This window comes from Azospirillum halopraeferens DSM 3675, assembly GCF_000429625.1.
Lineage (GTDB): Bacteria > Pseudomonadota > Alphaproteobacteria > Azospirillales > Azospirillaceae > Azospirillum > Azospirillum halopraeferens.
In genome coordinates this window covers 57,918-72,739 of record NZ_AUCF01000026.1, presented here as the reverse complement: position 1 = coordinate 72,739, position 14,822 = coordinate 57,918, and the positions used below count along the sequence as shown (strand labels likewise).

The 14,822-nt window shown below is 72.7% G+C and carries 18 protein-coding genes; 14 read left to right on the top strand and 4 right to left on the bottom strand.

Features of this window, described 5'->3' with window-relative positions:
• Positions 1-50: 50 nt before the first annotated feature.
• The gene (locus G472_RS0119205; protein WP_029009671.1) at positions 51-1,274 is read right to left on the bottom strand and encodes a LysR family transcriptional regulator; all 1,224 of its coding nucleotides are present in this window, start codon (positions 1,272-1,274) and stop codon (positions 51-53) included.
• Between the two features lie 178 nt (positions 1,275-1,452).
• On the opposite strand from G472_RS0119205, the gene G472_RS0119200 reads away from it, so the two are divergent.
• From G472_RS0119200 to G472_RS0119170, 7 genes are all read left to right on the top strand, one after another.
• Positions 1,453-2,184, top strand: coding sequence for a PIG-L deacetylase family protein (locus tag G472_RS0119200; RefSeq protein WP_029009670.1), 732 nt, complete (start codon positions 1,453-1,455; stop codon positions 2,182-2,184).
• The gene (locus G472_RS0119195; protein ID WP_029009669.1) at positions 2,184-2,855 is read left to right on the top strand and encodes a 4-carboxy-4-hydroxy-2-oxoadipate aldolase/oxaloacetate decarboxylase; all 672 of its coding nucleotides are present in this window, start codon (positions 2,184-2,186) and stop codon (positions 2,853-2,855) included. The genes G472_RS0119200 and G472_RS0119195 overlap by 1 nt, the downstream gene beginning before the upstream one ends.
• A 10-nt stretch (positions 2,856-2,865) precedes the next feature.
• Positions 2,866-3,903, top strand: coding sequence for a 4-oxalomesaconate tautomerase (locus G472_RS0119190; protein WP_029009668.1), 1,038 nt, complete (start codon positions 2,866-2,868; stop codon positions 3,901-3,903).
• Between the two features lie 12 nt (positions 3,904-3,915).
• The gene (locus G472_RS0119185; RefSeq protein ID WP_029009667.1) at positions 3,916-4,785 is read left to right on the top strand and encodes an amidohydrolase family protein; all 870 of its coding nucleotides are present in this window, start codon (positions 3,916-3,918) and stop codon (positions 4,783-4,785) included.
• An 82-nt stretch (positions 4,786-4,867) separates the two neighbouring features.
• On the top strand, positions 4,868-5,230 hold the full coding sequence (locus G472_RS0119180; protein ID WP_029009666.1) for a protocatechuate 4,5-dioxygenase subunit alpha: 363 nt from the start codon (positions 4,868-4,870) through the stop codon (positions 5,228-5,230).
• Position 5,231: 1 nt separating this feature from the next.
• Entirely contained in the window at positions 5,232-6,086 is an 855-nt protein-coding gene (locus tag G472_RS0119175) for a class III extradiol dioxygenase family protein (RefSeq protein WP_029009665.1), read from the top strand.
• Positions 6,087-6,198: 112 nt separating this feature from the next.
• Positions 6,199-6,621, top strand: coding sequence for a GlcG/HbpS family heme-binding protein (locus tag G472_RS0119170; protein ID WP_035693063.1), 423 nt, complete (start codon positions 6,199-6,201; stop codon positions 6,619-6,621).
• A 22-nt stretch (positions 6,622-6,643) separates the two neighbouring features.
• On the opposite strand, the gene nirK is transcribed toward G472_RS0119170, so the two are convergent.
• Positions 6,644-7,696, bottom strand: a complete 1,053-nt coding sequence (gene nirK / locus G472_RS34315; RefSeq protein ID WP_084536773.1) for a copper-containing nitrite reductase — start codon at positions 7,694-7,696, stop codon at positions 6,644-6,646.
• A 245-nt stretch (positions 7,697-7,941) separates the two neighbouring features.
• Here nirK and G472_RS0119160 point away from each other — a divergent pair, with 245 nt between their 5' ends.
• The 7 genes from G472_RS0119160 (at position 7,942) to G472_RS34305 (ending at position 13,282) form a co-directional block, all read left to right on the top strand.
• On the top strand, positions 7,942-9,159 hold the full coding sequence (locus tag G472_RS0119160; RefSeq protein WP_051341029.1) for an NnrS family protein: 1,218 nt from the start codon (positions 7,942-7,944) through the stop codon (positions 9,157-9,159).
• A gap of 8 nt (positions 9,160-9,167) precedes the next feature.
• Entirely contained in the window at positions 9,168-9,842 is a 675-nt protein-coding gene (locus tag G472_RS34310) for a hypothetical protein (RefSeq protein WP_245593528.1), read from the top strand.
• 56 nt (positions 9,843-9,898) lie between these two features.
• Positions 9,899-10,090, top strand: a complete 192-nt coding sequence (locus G472_RS0119150; RefSeq protein WP_029009662.1) for a (2Fe-2S)-binding protein — start codon at positions 9,899-9,901, stop codon at positions 10,088-10,090.
• 22 nt (positions 10,091-10,112) lie between these two features.
• Positions 10,113-11,462 carry an oxygen-independent coproporphyrinogen III oxidase gene (hemN, locus tag G472_RS0119145; protein ID WP_029009661.1) on the top strand — a complete coding sequence of 450 codons (1,350 nt, stop codon included), beginning with the start codon at positions 10,113-10,115 and terminating at the stop codon, positions 11,460-11,462.
• 68 nt (positions 11,463-11,530) lie between these two features.
• On the top strand, positions 11,531-12,244 hold the full coding sequence (locus tag G472_RS0119140; protein WP_029009660.1) for a Crp/Fnr family transcriptional regulator: 714 nt from the start codon (positions 11,531-11,533) through the stop codon (positions 12,242-12,244).
• Positions 12,245-12,353: 109 nt separating this feature from the next.
• Entirely contained in the window at positions 12,354-12,836 is a 483-nt protein-coding gene (locus tag G472_RS0119135) for a hypothetical protein (protein WP_029009659.1), read from the top strand.
• A gap of 116 nt (positions 12,837-12,952) precedes the next feature.
• Positions 12,953-13,282, top strand: a complete 330-nt coding sequence (locus tag G472_RS34305; protein WP_035693061.1) for a DUF1858 domain-containing protein — start codon at positions 12,953-12,955, stop codon at positions 13,280-13,282.
• Here the strand turns inward: G472_RS34305 and G472_RS0119125 are convergent.
• On the bottom strand, positions 13,239-13,664 hold the full coding sequence (locus G472_RS0119125; protein ID WP_029009658.1) for a PAS domain-containing protein: 426 nt from the start codon (positions 13,662-13,664) through the stop codon (positions 13,239-13,241). The genes G472_RS34305 and G472_RS0119125 overlap by 44 nt on opposite strands.
• A gap of 30 nt (positions 13,665-13,694) precedes the next feature.
• Positions 13,695-14,675, bottom strand: coding sequence for a PDR/VanB family oxidoreductase (locus G472_RS0119120; RefSeq protein WP_029009657.1), 981 nt, complete (start codon positions 14,673-14,675; stop codon positions 13,695-13,697).
• Positions 14,676-14,822 lie beyond the last annotated feature (147 nt).

Below are 14,822 nucleotides of genomic sequence, written 5' to 3'. Positions count from 1 at the left end.
TAATTGATTGCCGTACCTCCCTATTCATTTTTTGCATAATGGCACGGCAATCAGGTGGCGTGGATGACCCGCCCCGCCTCCTTCATCAGGGCGATGAAGCGGGCCTGGGCGGCGGTCGGGCGCCAGTCCGTGCGCAGGGTGTAGCCGATGGGCCGATTGGTGTGGGGCAGCCGCAGGGGCAGCGGCGCCAGCAGCCCCCACTGCATCTCGTGGCGGATCTGGTGCAGCGAGATCAGGGTCAGCCGGTCGCTGGCCGTCAGCAGGCCGCGGATCAGGTTGATGGCGCCGGTCTCCACCAGGCTGCGCGGCGGCGGCACGCCGGCCTCGGCGAAAAGCTGGTCGAAATGGGCGCGGGTGGGGGTGCCGCGCCGCGGGATCACCCAGCCGCAGGCGGCGATGTCGGCGATGTCCGGGCGCGGCTTCTGGGTCAGCGGGTGGCCGGCCCGCCCGACCACCGCCAGCGGGTCATCGAACAGCGGTTCCTGCACCACGTCGTCGATTGGCACGGGGTTGCGCAGCGCCCCCACCAGCAGGTCCAGGTCGCCCTGGCGCAGCCCGTGCAGCAGATCCTCGTAGGGGCCGTCCACCACCTCCACCCGGGCCTCCGGGCGCTCGCGCAGCAGGGCGTTGATGGCGGTGGGCAGCAGGAAGGTGCGGGCCAGCGGCATGGCGCCGATGACCACGCGGCCGGAATCGGCGCGCTTGCGGTCGTCCAGCTCCTCCAGGCCCTTGTCATACTCCACCAGGGCCAGCTTGGCGTGGAGCACCAGCGCCTCGGCCGGGCGGGTGAGGGCGATGCCGCGGCTCGCCTTCTCGAACAGGGGCACGTCGGCCAGGTGCTCCAGCTCGCGCGCCGCCCGGTGCAGGGCCGGCTGGGAGATGCCGACGGCGCGGGCGGCGAGGGAGAAGTTGCGGGCGTCGGCAATGGCGATCAGGGCACGGAGTTGCACGCCGGTCAGCAACTGCTCCAGGTTCTGCGGCGGCCGGGTGCCGCGCCGCCCCGCCGCCCGCACGATCTCCGCCACCCCCGACTGAAGGTGGCGCAGCATGCGCTCCACCCGGTCGTCGAACAGCCGCCCCGGCTCGGTCAGGTACACCCCGTCTGGGCGCCGCTCGAACAGGGTGACGCCCAGCGCCGCCTCCATCTTGGCGATGGCCTGGGTGATGGCGGGCTGGGAGATGAAGACGTGGCGCGACGCCGCGCTGATCGACCGGCTCTCCGCCACCGCGCGGAAGGCGCGCAGGTGGCGGAGGTTGGGCACCTCTCTATTCATTTCATGCTCTCGCTGCACCGCAACAAACGTGGGTATAGCAAAATCTTATACGGTTCGCGTGACTTTGAAATGGGAAATCGGCGGGGAGTGCGGAATGCTGACGATGACGAGGGCTACGGCCGCGCCGGCCCGCCGGACGCCGGCCGGCGGGGCCGCGACAAGAGGGAATCCCGGAACCATGAGCGAGAAGAAAACGGCCCTGGTGATCAGTGCCCACGCCGCCGACTTCGTGTGGCGGTGCGGCGGCGCCATCGCGCTTCACCAGAAGCTCGGCTACGAGGTCACCATCGTTTGCCTGTCCTACGGCGAGCGCGGCGAGTCCGCCAAGCTGTGGAAGCAGGGCGCCACGCTGGAGCAGGTGAAGGCGGCGCGGCGGACCGAGGCGGAAAACGCCGCCGCCGCCCTGTCGGCCCACGACATCCGCTTCATGGACCTGGGCGACTACCCGCTGGATGTGGACCGTGACGCCAAGATGGCGCTGGTGGAGATCATCCGCGCGGTGCAGCCGAAGTTCATGATGAGCCACTCGCTCTGGGACCCGTACAACACCGACCACATGGGCGCCACGCGCATCGCCCTGGAATGCCGCATGATCGCCCAGGCGTGGGGCCACAACCCCGGCCAGAAGGTGCTGGGCGCCCCCCAGCTCTACCTGTTCGAGCCGCACCAGACCGAGCAGATGGGCTGGAAGCCCGACGTCTTCCTCGACATCTCCGAGGTGTGGGACCAGAAGCGCGCCGCCATCGAGTGCATGGAGGGGCAGCAGCACCTCTGGGACTACTACACCAACCTGGCGCAGAACCGCGCCAACCACTTCCGCCGCAACTCCGGCGGGCAGGCCGGCGGGCGTGCCGCGAAGTACGCCGAGGGGTTCCAGTCGGTCTTCCCCCGCACCGTGGATGAGCTGTGATGACCGTCGTCGTGCAAAACATCTCACGTCCCGATCCCGCCACGGTGGCCGGCCTGGCGGAGTGCGGCGTGTCCACCGTCCACGAGGCGCAGGGGCGCAAGGGGCTGCTGGCCTCGTACATGCGCCCGATCTACGCCGGCGCCCGCGTCGCGGGGGCTGCCGTCACCATCTCCTGCCCGCCCGGCGACAACTGGATGTTCCACGTCGCGATCGAGCAGGTGAAGGCCGGCGACATCGTGGTGATGGCCCCCACCTCGCCCTGCGAGGACGGCTATTTCGGCGACCTGCTGGCCACCTCGCTGAAGGCGCGCGGCGGTGCCGGGCTGGTCATCGAGGCGGGCGTGCGCGACGTGCGCGACCTGACCGCCATGCAGTTCCCCGTGTGGTCCAGGGCGATCTACGCCGCCGGCACGGTGAAGGAGACCCTTGGCTCCATCAACGTCCCCGTGGTCTGCGCCGGCCAGCTCGTCAACCCCGGCGACGTGATCATCGCCGACGACGACGGCGTGTGCGTGGTGCGCCGGGAGGAGGCCGACGGCGTGCTGGAGAAGGCGCGCGCCCGCACGGCCGCCGAGGAGGACAAGCGCCGCCGCCTGGCCGCCGGCGAGCTGGGGCTCGACATCTACGACATGCGCGGGCGCCTGGCGGCCAAGGGCCTGAAGTATGTCTGAGGCGCGCTGCATGTGGATGCGCGGCGGCACGTCGAAGGGCGGGTACTTCCTGGCCGACGACCTGCCCGCCGACACCGCGGCCCGCGACGCCTTCCTGCTGCGGGTCATGGGCTCACCCGACCCGCGGCAGATCGACGGCATGGGCGGCGCCCACCCGCTGACCTCCAAGGTGGCCGTGGTGCGCCCCTCGCAGCGCGCGGATGCGGACGTGGACTACCTGTTCCTGCAGGTGTTCGTCGACCGCGCCGTCGTCACCGACGCGCAGAACTGCGGCAACATCCTGGCCGGCGTCGGCCCCTTCGCCATCGAGCGGGGGCTGGTACCGGCGGCGGACGGCGAGACGCGGGTGCGCATCCACATGGAGAACACCGGGCAGACCGCGGTGGCGCGGGTGTGCACGCCGGGCGGCCGGGTCCGCTACGCCGGCGACGCCCGCATCGACGGCGTTCCCGGCACCGCCGCACCCGTCCCGCTGGAGTTCATGGACACCGCGGGGTCGAGCTGCGGCGCCCTGCTGCCCACCGGCCGCGCCGTCGACGTGATCGACGGGGTGGAGGCGACGCTGATCGACAACGGCATGCCCGTGGTGGTGCTGCGGGCCGCCGACCTGGGGGTGCGCGGCGACGAGACGCCGGAACGGCTCGACGCCGACACGGCCCTGAAGGCGCGGCTGGAGAGCATCCGCCTGAAGGCCGGGCCGCTGATGAACCTGGGCGACGTCGCCGACAAGTCGGTGCCGAAGATGACCCTGATCGCCCCGCCGGCGGCCGGCGGCGCCATCGCCACCCGCACCTTCATCCCGCACCGCTGCCACGACGCCATCGGCGTGCTGGGGGCGGTCAGCGTCGCCACCGCCTGCGCCCTGGCGGGCTCGCCCGCCGCCGCCCTGGCCGTGATGCCGGACGGCCGCACCCGCACCGTGTCGGTGGAGCACCCGACCGGCGAGACCACCGTGGTGCTGGAGATGGCCGCCGACGGCTCGGTCGCCACCGCCGCCATCCTGCGCACCGCCCGCAAGCTGTTCGACGGCATCGTCTACGCCGATTGAGGAACCCGACCCATGGACGCCGATTACCTGCCGTTCCATCCCGACCCGTCGCGGCCGGCCTACCGGCCGCCGCCGGGGGCGGTGGACGCCCACTGCCACGTCTTCGGCCCGGCCGACCGCTTCCCCTACGCGCCGGAGCGCAAGTACACCCCGTGCGACGCGCCCGCGGAGAAGCTGTTCGCCCTGCGCGACTTCCTGGGGTTCGAGCGCAACGTCATCGTCCAGGCCACCTGCCACGGCCGCGACAACCGCGCCCTGGTGGACGCCTGCCGGGCCGCCGGCGATCGGGCGCGGGGCGTGGCCTCCGTGCGCGCCGACATCTCCGACGACGAGCTGGCGGAGCTGCACGAGGCCGGCGTGCGCGGCGTGCGCTTCAACTTCGTCAAGCGGCTGGTGGACGCCACCCCGCGCGAGGTCTTCCTCGGCATCGCCGCGCGGATCGCCCGGCTGGATTGGCACACCGTGGTCTATTTCGAGGCGCCGGACCTGGAGGGGCTGATCCCCTTCCTGAAGGAGCTGCCGACCACCGTGGTCATCGACCACATGGGCCGCCCCGACATCGCCGCCGGCGTCGACTCCCCCGGCTTCGCCCGCTTCATCGGACTGATGGAGGACCCGAAGTTCTGGTCCAAGGTGAGCTGCCCGGAACGGCTCAGCGTCCAGGGTCCGCCCGGCTACGACGACGTGGTGCCGTTCGCCCGCACGCTGGTGGAACGGTTCCCCGACCGCGTGCTGTGGGGCACCGACTGGCCCCACCCCAACATGAAGTCCCACATGCCCGACGACGGCGCGCTGGTGGACGTGATCCCGCGCATCGCCCCGACGGCCGAGCTGCAGCAGGCGCTGCTGGTCGACAACCCCATGCGCCTCTACTGGTCCTGATCCCCGGTCACCGAGCAACGCCCGCGCGAAGAAACGCCCCGAGGGTTGGAGACAAACAGAACAAATCCCAGGAGGAACTCTCGTGCGCCAGACACCCCATGCCGAGCAGGCCCCGATTCCCGGCACCACCATCTTCGACGGCCGGATGGCGATGAAGGGCTACGCGCTCAACAAGATGTGCTTTTCGTTCAACGAGAAAGCCAACCGCGACGCCTTCCTCCAGGACGAGGAGGGCTACATGGACCGCTACGGCCTGAACGAGGAGCAGAAGCAGGCGGTGCGCAGCCGCGTCGTGCTGGCGATGATCGCGGCCGGCGGCAACATCTATTACCTGGCGAAGCTGGCCGGCATCTTCGGCCTGACCGTCCAGGACGTCGGCGCCCAGCAGACGGGCATGAGCGTCGAGGATTTCAAAGCCATGCTCGTCGAAGCCGGGAGGCACTGATATGGCCCGCATCGTCGGAGGCATCACCACCTCGCACATTCCCGCCATCGGCAACGCCATCGCGAAGAATCTGCGCGACGACCCGTACTGGAAGCCGTTCTTCGACGGCTACCCGCCGGTGCTGGAATGGCTGGACCGGACGCAGCCGGACGTGGCCATCGTCATCTACAACGACCACGGCCTGAACTTCTTCCTCGACAAGATGCCGACCTTCTCGATCGGCGCGGCGCAGGAATACCGCAACGCCGACGAGGGCTGGGGCCTCACCCCCCTGCCACCCTTCCGCGGCGCGCCGGAGCTGTCCTGGCACCTGATCGAGGGGCTGGTGGCGGAGGAGTTCGACGTCACGAGTTGCCAGGAGATGCTGGTCGACCACGGCTTCGCCGTGCCGGTGTCCCTGCTCTGGCCCGACCGCACGACGACGGCGCCGGAGGGGCAGATCCGCACCATCCCCGTGTGCGTCAACACGGTGCAGCACCCGCTGCCCAGCCCGAAGCGCTGCTACAAGCTGGGCCAGGCCATCGGCCGCGCCGTCGCCTCCTTCCCCGAGGACCTCAAGGTGGTGGTCATCGGCACCGGCGGTCTGTCGCACCAGCTCGACGGCGAGCGGGCGGGCTTCATCAACAAGCCCTTCGACCTGATGTGCCTGGAAAAGATCGTCGACGACCCGGAATCCCTGATCGACCTGTCGATCCACGATCTGGTCCGCGAGGCCGGCGCGCAGGGGGCCGAATTCATCCTGTGGATGGCCATGCGCGGCGCCCTGCAGGGGCAGGTGACGAAGCTGCACGGCAACTACCACATCCCGATCTCCAACACGGCGGCCGGTCTGCTGCTGCTGGAGAACGCCGCCTGACACTACGGGTGTCCACCGCGTGCCCTCTCCCGGGCAAACGCGCACCTCGGGCGGGAACGGCGCGGCTCCGGCCGGTCCGTTCCCGCCGATTTCTTCCCGGAGTTCACCGGTGATGGACGACCTGATCACCCTGAAGACCCTCGGCCTCGCCACCGCCCGCCGGCTGGCCGAGGCCGCCGTATCCCGCGCCGGGGCGATGGGGCTGCGCATCCACGTCCACGTGGTCGACCACGCGGGCGAACCGCTGGTCTATCTGCGCATGCCCGGCGCCCCGCCCCCCGCCCGTCTGGTGTCGGAGCGCAAGGCGTGCACCGCCGCGTCCTACCGCCAGCCGACGGCGGCGTGGAAGGACAAGCTGGCCCACAAACCCCACGTCGCCATGGGCCTCGCCGCCCACCCGCGCATCGCGCTGATCGGCGGCGGCGTGCCGATCCTGCACGACGGCACGGTGGTGGGCGCCATCGGCGTCGCCGGCGCCCTGGAGGAACAGGACATGGAGATCGCCGCCGCGGCGCTGGCCGAGGTGATCGGCTGAACCGCGGCGGCGCGCCCGCGGGTCAGCTCGCCGGACGGGCCGCCGCGTCGCCGGGCAGACCCTCCCGGAACAGATCGGGCTGCTCCGGCCCGTCCACGATCAGCGTCCCCACCAGGCCGCGGGCGGCGCGGGACAGGGCGTGGTCGACCAGGATGTATTCGCCGGGGACCTCGAGCTTCATCTCCACCGCCGCGGCGCCGCCGGGCGGCACCAGGATGGTTTGCACGTCGCTCAGGCGCTTGCCCGTCAGCGAGCCCAGGTCGTAGACCGTGTCGAAGATCTCGCCGATCACGTGGAAGCTGGACGTCTTGTTGGGGCCGCCGACGCCGAAGTAGATGCGCACGGTCTCGCCCACCCTGGCGCGCAGCGCGTTGTCGCCGGTCAGCGCCTGCGCGGCGCCGTTGAAGACGTAGTATTCCGGCTGCTCGTTCATCAGCTTGTCGTAGCTCTCGGTCAGCTCGCCGGCGGTGCCGAAGGGCTCCTCGGTGTAGATCTCGCCCTGCATCACGTAGAATTCCCGGTCGACCGGCGGCAGCCCGCCTTCCGGCTCCACCAGGATCATGCCGTACATGCCGTTGGCGATGTGCTGGGCGGCCAGCGGCACCGCGCAATGATAGACGTAGAGGCCGGGGTTCAGCGCCTTGAAGGTGAACCCCCTGGTTTCGCCGGGGGCGGCGGTGGTGGCGTGGCCGCCGCCGTGCAGGCCGGTGACGGCGTGGAAGTCGACGTTGTGCATCAGCGCGCTGTCGTCGTGGTTCTTCAGCGTCACCTCCACGGTGTCGCCCACGCGCACCCGCAGCAGCGGCCCCGGCACCTTCGGCGCGCCGCCGGCCTCGGTGAAGGTCCAGTAGCGGTAGGTGGTGCCGTCGGCCAGGGTGCCCGTCGCCTCGATGGTTTCCAGGTCGACGCGCACGGTCTGCGGCGCGCGGGCGCCGATGGCGGCGGGCACCTCGGCGGCGCTGCGCACGATGTCGGCGACCGGGACGGCATCGTCGGCGCGCACCGGCGCCGCAAGGGCGACCATCACGGCAAGGGCGGCGGCGGTGGAGGCGAGGAGGGAACGGCGGATCGTCATGGCGCAAGCCTTTCGGTTCGGGAGCCCGGTGAGGACCGGGGAGCGTTGGCCGAACGATGGTCCCGATTCCGGCCGCGGTGTTTGTCGGGGAACAAACGCGCCGGGCGATGACGGGGGCCTGCGTCAGCCTGCCGCATCCCGTCCCCGCTGCCGTCCCGCTGTTTGCGGCGGCGCAACGACGCGGCGCGGCGACTGCCTATCGTTGCGGGCGACACCCGTCGTCCGGAACCGGAGACCGCTTCCCCATGACCACGCCCATCACCGCCCCGGCCGTGGATCTGCGCCCGCGCAGCGCCCTGCCCGTCCTGTTCAACTATGGCTTCCGTCCCTTCTTCCTGCTGGCCGGCCTGTCCGCGCCGCTGCTCGTCGTCGTCTGGCTGCTGGTCCTGGCCGGTCGCGTGGCGATGGACGGGGCGGTGTCGCCGCTGGCCTGGCACGCCCACGAGATGCTGTTCGGCTTCGCCGCCGCCGCCGTCGCCGGTTTCCTGCTGACCGCGGTGCCGAGTTGGACCGGCACCGCCGCCCTGTCCGGGCGCCCGCTGGCCGCCCTGGTCGCCCTGTGGCTGGCCGGGCGGGTGGCCTCCCTGCCGGCCTTCGCGGGCAGCGCTGCGGCGGCGGCCGTCGACCTCGCCTTCCTGCCGGCGCTGGGGCTGGCGCTGGCCCTGCCGCTGGTGCGCGCGGGCAAGTGGCGCAACATCGCCTTCCTGGCGCTGCTCGCCCTGATGACCGTCGGCAACCTGCTGATCCGGCTGGAGTGGCTGGGCCTGCCCGGCGGCGATGCGGCGGCGGGGACGGCGCTGGTCACCGGCGTCGTGCTGATGATGGTGGCGGTGATCGGCGGCCGCATCCTCCCCGCCTTCACCCGCAACGCCCTGAAGGCGCGCGGCGACACCACCGTGGTGGCGGCGCCGGGCCCGGTCGACGCCGCGGCCCTGGCGCTGACCGCCGCGGTGGTCGTCGGGGACGTGCTGGCCCCCGCGGCGACGGCCGCCGGCTGGCTGGCCCTGGCGGCGGCCCTGGCGCACGGGGTGCGGCTGGCCCGCTGGCGCGGCGACCGCACGCTGCGCGACCCCCTGCTGTGGAGCCTGCACGCCGGCTATGCCTGGATCGTCGCGGCGCTGGGGCTGAAGGCGGCCTGGCTGCTGGGCGACGCGGCGGGGGCCGCCGCCTGGCTGCACGCCCTGACCGCCGGCGGCTTCGCCACCATGATCCTGGCGGTGATGAGCCGCGCCGCTCTGGGCCACACCGGCCGGCCGCTGGTGGCACCGCGCGCCACCGCGGCGGCGTTCGGCGTGCTGACCGCCGCCGCCGTGATCCGCGTCGCCGCACCGGCCCTGCCCGGCATCGAGTACACCCACGCCCTGGCCGCCGCCGGCCTGCTGTGGACGCTCGCCTTCGCCCTGTTCGTCGCCGACTACGCCCCCATCCTGCTCCGCCCCCGCGCCGATGGGCGGCCGGGATGAGCGCCCCCTTGACGCAGACCCCGGCCATGGGCTTTCCCGCCTTCTACGACGCCGCTCCGCGGCTCCTCGTCCGCGATCCGCTCTGCGCCTTTCTCGGGGCCGCCGATGACGGGCTGATGGTCTACGGCTACGCCGACGCGGTCCGGCTCGCCGGCCATTCCTGCCCCACCGTGGCCGGGGCGTGGCTGATGACCGTGCGCGCCCTGCGCCACCTCTACGGCGATGCGGTGCCGGAACGCGGCACGATCGCCGTGCTGGTGCGCGCCGCATCCGACGAGGGTGTGGCCGGCGTCATGGCCGCGGTCGCCGCCCTGCCCACCGGCGCCGCCGGCGAGGGCGGGTTCAAGGGCATCGGCGGCCGGTTCGACCGTCGCGACCGGCTGTCGTTCGGCGCCGGCATCGCCGGAACCCTGGCCTTCGTGCGCGATGACACCGGGGCCGGGGTTGCGGCGACGCTGGACACCGGCGCCGTCCCGCCCGACCCGGCCATGCGCGACCTGCTGCCCCGTGCCGCCGCCGGCACCGCCACCGCGCCGGAGGAGGCGCGGTTCCGCGCGCTCTGGCAGGACCGCGTCCGGCGCATGCTGGTGGAGCATGCGGACGACCCGCGGCTGGTGTCGCTGGCGCCGCTGCCGGCCGGGTGTTTGCGCCGGGACAACGACGCTGCGAGTGAGTGGCGGTAGCGTTCCGGACACCGGGGCGGTCCGCCGCCCCTCCCGCCACGCCGGACCATTGCACCATGTACGTCTGCATCTGCAACGCCCTCACCGAACGCCGCGTGCGGCAGGCCGTGCGCGACCGGCGCCCGGACAGCGTCGCGGCGGTGTACGCCGCCTGCGGCGTCACCCCGCAATGCGGCAAGTGCGCCGGCACCATCGCCGTCATCCTCGAAGACGAGACCGCCCCCGCCCTGCGCCTCGCCGCCGAATAGCACCCGGACGGAGACCCCGCCAATGACCGCCGACCGTTTCGCCCGTTACGCCGACCGCCGCATCCCGCGCTACACCAGCTATCCCACCGCCCCCCATTTCTCCGCCGCGGTGGACGCCGGGACCTACCGGAGCTGGCTGGCCGGGCTGCCGGCGGACCGGCCGGTGTCGCTCTACCTGCACGTCCCCTTCTGCCGCTCCATGTGCTGGTACTGCGGCTGCCACACCACCATCACGAAGGTCGACGAGCCCATCGTCGATTATCTCGGCACGCTGCGGGCCGAGATCGCCGCGGTCTGCGACGCGCTGCCGCACCGCCAGCCGGTCGGCCACGTCCATTTCGGCGGCGGCACCCCCACCATCCTGGAGCCCGGCGACTTTGAGGCGCTGATCGCCCTGCTGCGCGACCGCTTCGCGCTCGCCCCCGGGGCGGAGATCGCGGTGGAGATCGACCCCCGCACCCTGACCCGCGCCATGGCCGGGGCGCTGGGGCGGTCCGGGGTGACGCGCGCCAGCTTGGGCGTGCAGAGCTTCGACCCCGTGGTGCAGCGGGCGATCAACCGCATCCAGAGCTATGAGCGCACCGCCGCCGTGGCCCGCGGCCTGCGCGACGCCGGGGTGGCCGGCATCAACCTGGACCTGATCTACGGCCTGCCGCACCAGACGGTGGCATCGTGCCGCGACACCGTCGCCCGCTGCCTGGAGCTGGCGCCCGACCGCTTCGCCGTCTTCGGCTACGCCCATATCCCCGACTTCAAGCCCCACCAGAAGAAGATCGACGAGGCGGCCCTGCCCGACGCGGCCGAACGCCTGGCGCAGGCGGAGGCCATCGCCGCGGCGCTCGAAGACGCCGGCTACCGGCGCATCGGCCTGGACCATTTCGCCCGCGCCGACGACCCCATGGCCCTGGCCGCCGCGGCGGGAACCCTGCGCCGCAACTTCCAGGGCTACACCACCGACCCCTGCGACACGCTGATCGGCCTCGGCGCGTCGGCCATCGGCCGGCTGCCGCAGGGGTACGTGCAGAACGCCGTGGTGCTCGGCACCTACGCCAAACGCGTGGCGGCCGGCGGGCTGGCCACCGCCAAGGGCTACGCGCTCACCCCCGACGACCGGCTGCGCGCCGCGGTGATCGAGCGCATCCTCTGCGACTTTGCCGTCGATCTCGACGCGGTGGCGGCACGGCACGGCGCCGACGCGGCGGCGCTGCTGGCCGGGGCCGACCTTGCCCCGCTGGAGGCCGACGGGCTGGTGCGCACCAGCGGCCGGCGCATCGCCGTGCCCGAGGACGCCCGCCCCTTCGTGCGCGCCGTCGCCGCCCGCTTCGACGCCCACCTTGCCGCCTCGACGCGCCGCCACGCCCCGGCGGTGTGATTGGGGGAACAATCGCGGCGCCGATGCGATAGACTGCGGCAGTATGCCGCATCTCGTGCGAGGTCCCCATGCCGCTGACCCCCGATCCGGCCGTGCTCCACGGCATGGCCCTGTTCGCCGGGCTCGACCGGGAGGCGCTGGCCGACGTGGTCCGGCAGGCGCACACGCGCCGCGTTCCCCGGGGAACGCGCATCTTCGCCCAGGGCGACCCGGCCGCCGCCGGACACGCCCTGATCGACGGTCGGGTGAAGATCGTCCAGACCGGGGCGGAGGGGCAGCAGGTGGTGATGCGCTTCATCGGCCCGGGCGAGATGTTCGGCACGCTGGCGGTGTTCGCCGGCGGCATCTACCCCGCCGACGCCGTCGCCGTGGCCGACAGCGTGGAGATCCACTGGACGGCCGCCACCATGACCGCGCTGATGGAGCTGCACCCGCGCATCGGGCTGAACGCGCTGCGCATCATCGGCGGGCGCTTGCAGGAGGTGCAGAGCCGGCTGCGCGAGCTGTCCACCGAACGGGTGGAGCGGCGCATCGCCCACGCCCTGTTGCGCCTGGTCCGCCAGGCCGGCCGCCGCGTCGACGCGGGGGTGGAGATCGACTTCCCCCTGTCGCGCCAGGACGTGGCGGAGATGACGGGCACCACGCTGCACACCGTCAGCCGCACCCTGTCGGCGTGGGAAAGCCGCGGCATCGTGGAAGGCGGGCGCCAGCACGTGCTGATCCGCAAGCCCCACGCCCTGGTGGCCATCGCCGAGGACCTGCCGCCGGCGGCGCCGGGCTGACCGGGCAGCGGGAACTCCGCCGGCGGACGGCCGGTTGAGGTGTGCGGCGGGTGCCCCGACGGGGGCCGCCCCGCCCATCCATCAACCGGATCGTTTCGGAGGAGACCCCATGACCCGTCACCGTTTCCTGGCGCTCGGCTCCGCCGCCGCCCTCGCGCTGGCCTGCCTCGGCGGCACGGCCGCGGCCCAGTCGGACGTCCCCGCCACCGCCACCTCTCCCTCGGCGGAGGCCGGGTCCCCGACGACCGGCGCGCTCCCCGGCGATTCGCTGATGGAGCGGCGCGAAGGCGCCATCGGCGGCGAGCCGGTCACGCAGGGCGATGACGCCGCAGCCGACGACTCCATCACCGATGACGCCGCGTCGGACGACCCCGTCACTGATGACGCGGCGAGCGATGATGCCATCACCGACGACGCCGCGACCGATGACGCCGCCGTCGACGGAACCGCGACGACCGACGACACCGACGCCGCCGGACAGGCCGTGGCGCCCACCGGCGATCTGCCCGACGACACCCTGATCGAGCAGCGCGAAGGTGCCTTCGGCGGCAGCGTCACCCAGGGCGGCGGCGAGGGCTCCGGGCAGCAGTAACCGGCCCGCAGCGGCGGTCCGACGGCAACAGGATGCCGCGGCGCGTTTGCGCCGGCGCAAAGACGGGACGGGGGCCGGGCTCCATGATGGGGTCCGGCCCTTCGGGAGACACCGTCATGACCGCCGCCATCCCCTCCGTTCCCTCTCCCGACCTCACGGTGGCCGAGGCGCTGGCCGCCTGGCCGGTGCTGGTGCCTGTGTTCCTGCACCGGCGCATGGCCTGCCCCGGCTGCGCCATGGCCCCGTTCATGACGCTGCGCGAAGCGGCGGAGTCCTATGGCGTGGACGCCGACGCCCTGGTCGCCGACCTGATCGCCGCCGCGGCGGGCGCCGCCGTCCCGGCCGGCCCGTTCCCGCCGCCCCTGCCCCACCGGGCGGAGGCGGCGGACGACGGCGTCGGCGTCAGCGCCCCGCCGCCTGGCGGCGCAGTTCCTTCAGTTCGGTGAAGCGGGCGGTGACGTCGCGCATGACCGCGGCCATGCCCAGCATGGCGCCGTCCGCATCCTTCAGGGGCACGATGGTGAACTCCACCGAGATCCGCGTGCCGTCCTTGCGGGTCGCCGGCACCGACAGCAGGTCGCCGCTGCCGTAGCGGCTCTCCCCCGATTTCATCACCTGGTCATAGCCGTCCCAGTGGCGCTGGCGCTGGCGTTCGGGAATGATGATGTCCAGCGACTGGCCCAGCGCCTCCGCGGCGGTGAAGCCGAAGACCCGCTCCGCCCCTTCGTTCCAGAAACGGATGATGCCCTCCCGGTCGGAATAGGCGATGGCCTCGGCGGGGCTGTTCAGCAGCGCCAGCCCCAGCCGTTGCAATTCGTCGGTGTTCATCGGTCCTCCCTCGGGTTGTCGCGCCGCATCCTAAACGTCCAGCACCAGCCGCGCGCTCCGGGCGCGCGAGACGCAGATCATCATGGTCCGGCCGGCGGCGCGCTCGGCGTCGGACAGCACGCTGTCGCGGTGGTCGGGCTCACCCTCCAGGACGGCGGTCTCGCAGGTGCCGCAGATGCCCTGCTCGCACGAGGAGTCGACCCGCACCCCGGCGGCGTCCAGCGCCTCCAGCACGCTCGTTCCCTCCGGCACCGTCACGCTGACGCCGGTGCGGGCGCACACCACCTCGAACGCCCCGTCCGCGGCGGCATCGCCGGCATCGGCAACGTCCCCGGCGGGCGGCGTGAACCACTCGAACCGCACGGACCCGGCCGGCCAGGCCGCTGCTACGGCGGCGGTAGCCACCGCGTCCATCAGCCGCTGCGGGCCGCAGCAATAGACCAGGGTGTCGGGAACGGGCGACGCCAGCAGCGCATCCACCGCCAGCCGGTCGCCGGCGTCGGCGGCGTGCACCACCACCCGTCCCCCGCCGATGGCGGCGAGTTCGTCGCGCAACGGCGCCCCGGCGGCGCTGCGCACGCAGTGGTGCAGCGTCCAGTCCGCGCCGCGCCGGGCGGCTTCCCGCGCCATCGGCAGCAGCGGCGTGATGCCGATCCCGCCGGCTACGAACAGGTAGCGGGGCGACGGGTCGAAGCGGAAGCTGTTGCGCGGCCCGCTGACGGTGACCACGGTGCCGGGCCGGAGCGCACCGTGGACGAAGCCCGACCCCCGCCCGCCGGGCACCGCGAGCACGGCGATGGTGTAGGCGTGGCGGTCCGCCGGGTCGCCGCACAGGGAATAGGAGCGCACGCCGCCGTCCGGCAGGTGCAGGTCAATGTGCGCCCCCGGCTCCGCCGGCGGCAGGGCCGCGCCCCGGGGGTCGCGCAGCAGCACCGATACGACCCCCGGCGCGATGCACGCCACGCGCTCGGCGCGCAGCGTCAGGGTCCCCGGCGGTGTTTCCATGCTCATGGCGTCTCCTTCGGCGGGTGCGGCAAAAGCCTTGATTCCTCGTCCCCCCGCCCCGGGGTCGTCAAGCGGCGGCGCCGAATGTTTCCGGATGGCGGAACCGGCGCCCGCATCTAACATTCCTTGCCAGTGAATGTTATCCTGCCCCGC

Bases quoted from the DNA above. Each gene is read 5' to 3' on its own strand.
- G472_RS0119125 (WP_029009658.1), bottom strand. From the start codon at position 13,664: ATGAACACCGACGAATTGCAACGGCTGGGGCTGGCGCTGCTGAACAGC.
- G472_RS0119205 (WP_029009671.1), bottom strand. From the start codon at position 1,274: ATGAATAGAGAGGTGCCCAACCTCCGCCACCTGCGCGCCTTCCGCGCG.
- G472_RS0119160 (WP_051341029.1), top strand. From the start codon at position 7,942: ATGACCACGCCCATCACCGCCCCGGCCGTGGATCTGCGCCCGCGCAGC.
- G472_RS34305 (WP_035693061.1), top strand. From the start codon at position 12,953: ATGACCGCCGCCATCCCCTCCGTTCCCTCTCCCGACCTCACGGTGGCC.
- G472_RS0119175 (WP_029009665.1), top strand. From the start codon at position 5,232: ATGGCCCGCATCGTCGGAGGCATCACCACCTCGCACATTCCCGCCATC.
- G472_RS0119195 (WP_029009669.1), top strand. From the start codon at position 2,184: ATGACCGTCGTCGTGCAAAACATCTCACGTCCCGATCCCGCCACGGTG.
- nirK (WP_084536773.1), bottom strand. From the start codon at position 7,696: ATGACGATCCGCCGTTCCCTCCTCGCCTCCACCGCCGCCGCCCTTGCC.
- G472_RS0119170 (WP_035693063.1), top strand. From the start codon at position 6,199: ATGGACGACCTGATCACCCTGAAGACCCTCGGCCTCGCCACCGCCCGC.
- G472_RS0119190 (WP_029009668.1), top strand. From the start codon at position 2,866: ATGTGGATGCGCGGCGGCACGTCGAAGGGCGGGTACTTCCTGGCCGAC.
- hemN (WP_029009661.1), top strand. From the start codon at position 10,113: ATGACCGCCGACCGTTTCGCCCGTTACGCCGACCGCCGCATCCCGCGC.
- G472_RS0119185 (WP_029009667.1), top strand. From the start codon at position 3,916: ATGGACGCCGATTACCTGCCGTTCCATCCCGACCCGTCGCGGCCGGCC.
- G472_RS0119200 (WP_029009670.1), top strand. From the start codon at position 1,453: ATGAGCGAGAAGAAAACGGCCCTGGTGATCAGTGCCCACGCCGCCGAC.
- G472_RS0119150 (WP_029009662.1), top strand. From the start codon at position 9,899: ATGTACGTCTGCATCTGCAACGCCCTCACCGAACGCCGCGTGCGGCAG.
- G472_RS0119135 (WP_029009659.1), top strand. From the start codon at position 12,354: ATGACCCGTCACCGTTTCCTGGCGCTCGGCTCCGCCGCCGCCCTCGCG.
- G472_RS0119120 (WP_029009657.1), bottom strand. From the start codon at position 14,675: ATGAGCATGGAAACACCGCCGGGGACCCTGACGCTGCGCGCCGAGCGC.
- G472_RS0119140 (WP_029009660.1), top strand. From the start codon at position 11,531: ATGCCGCTGACCCCCGATCCGGCCGTGCTCCACGGCATGGCCCTGTTC.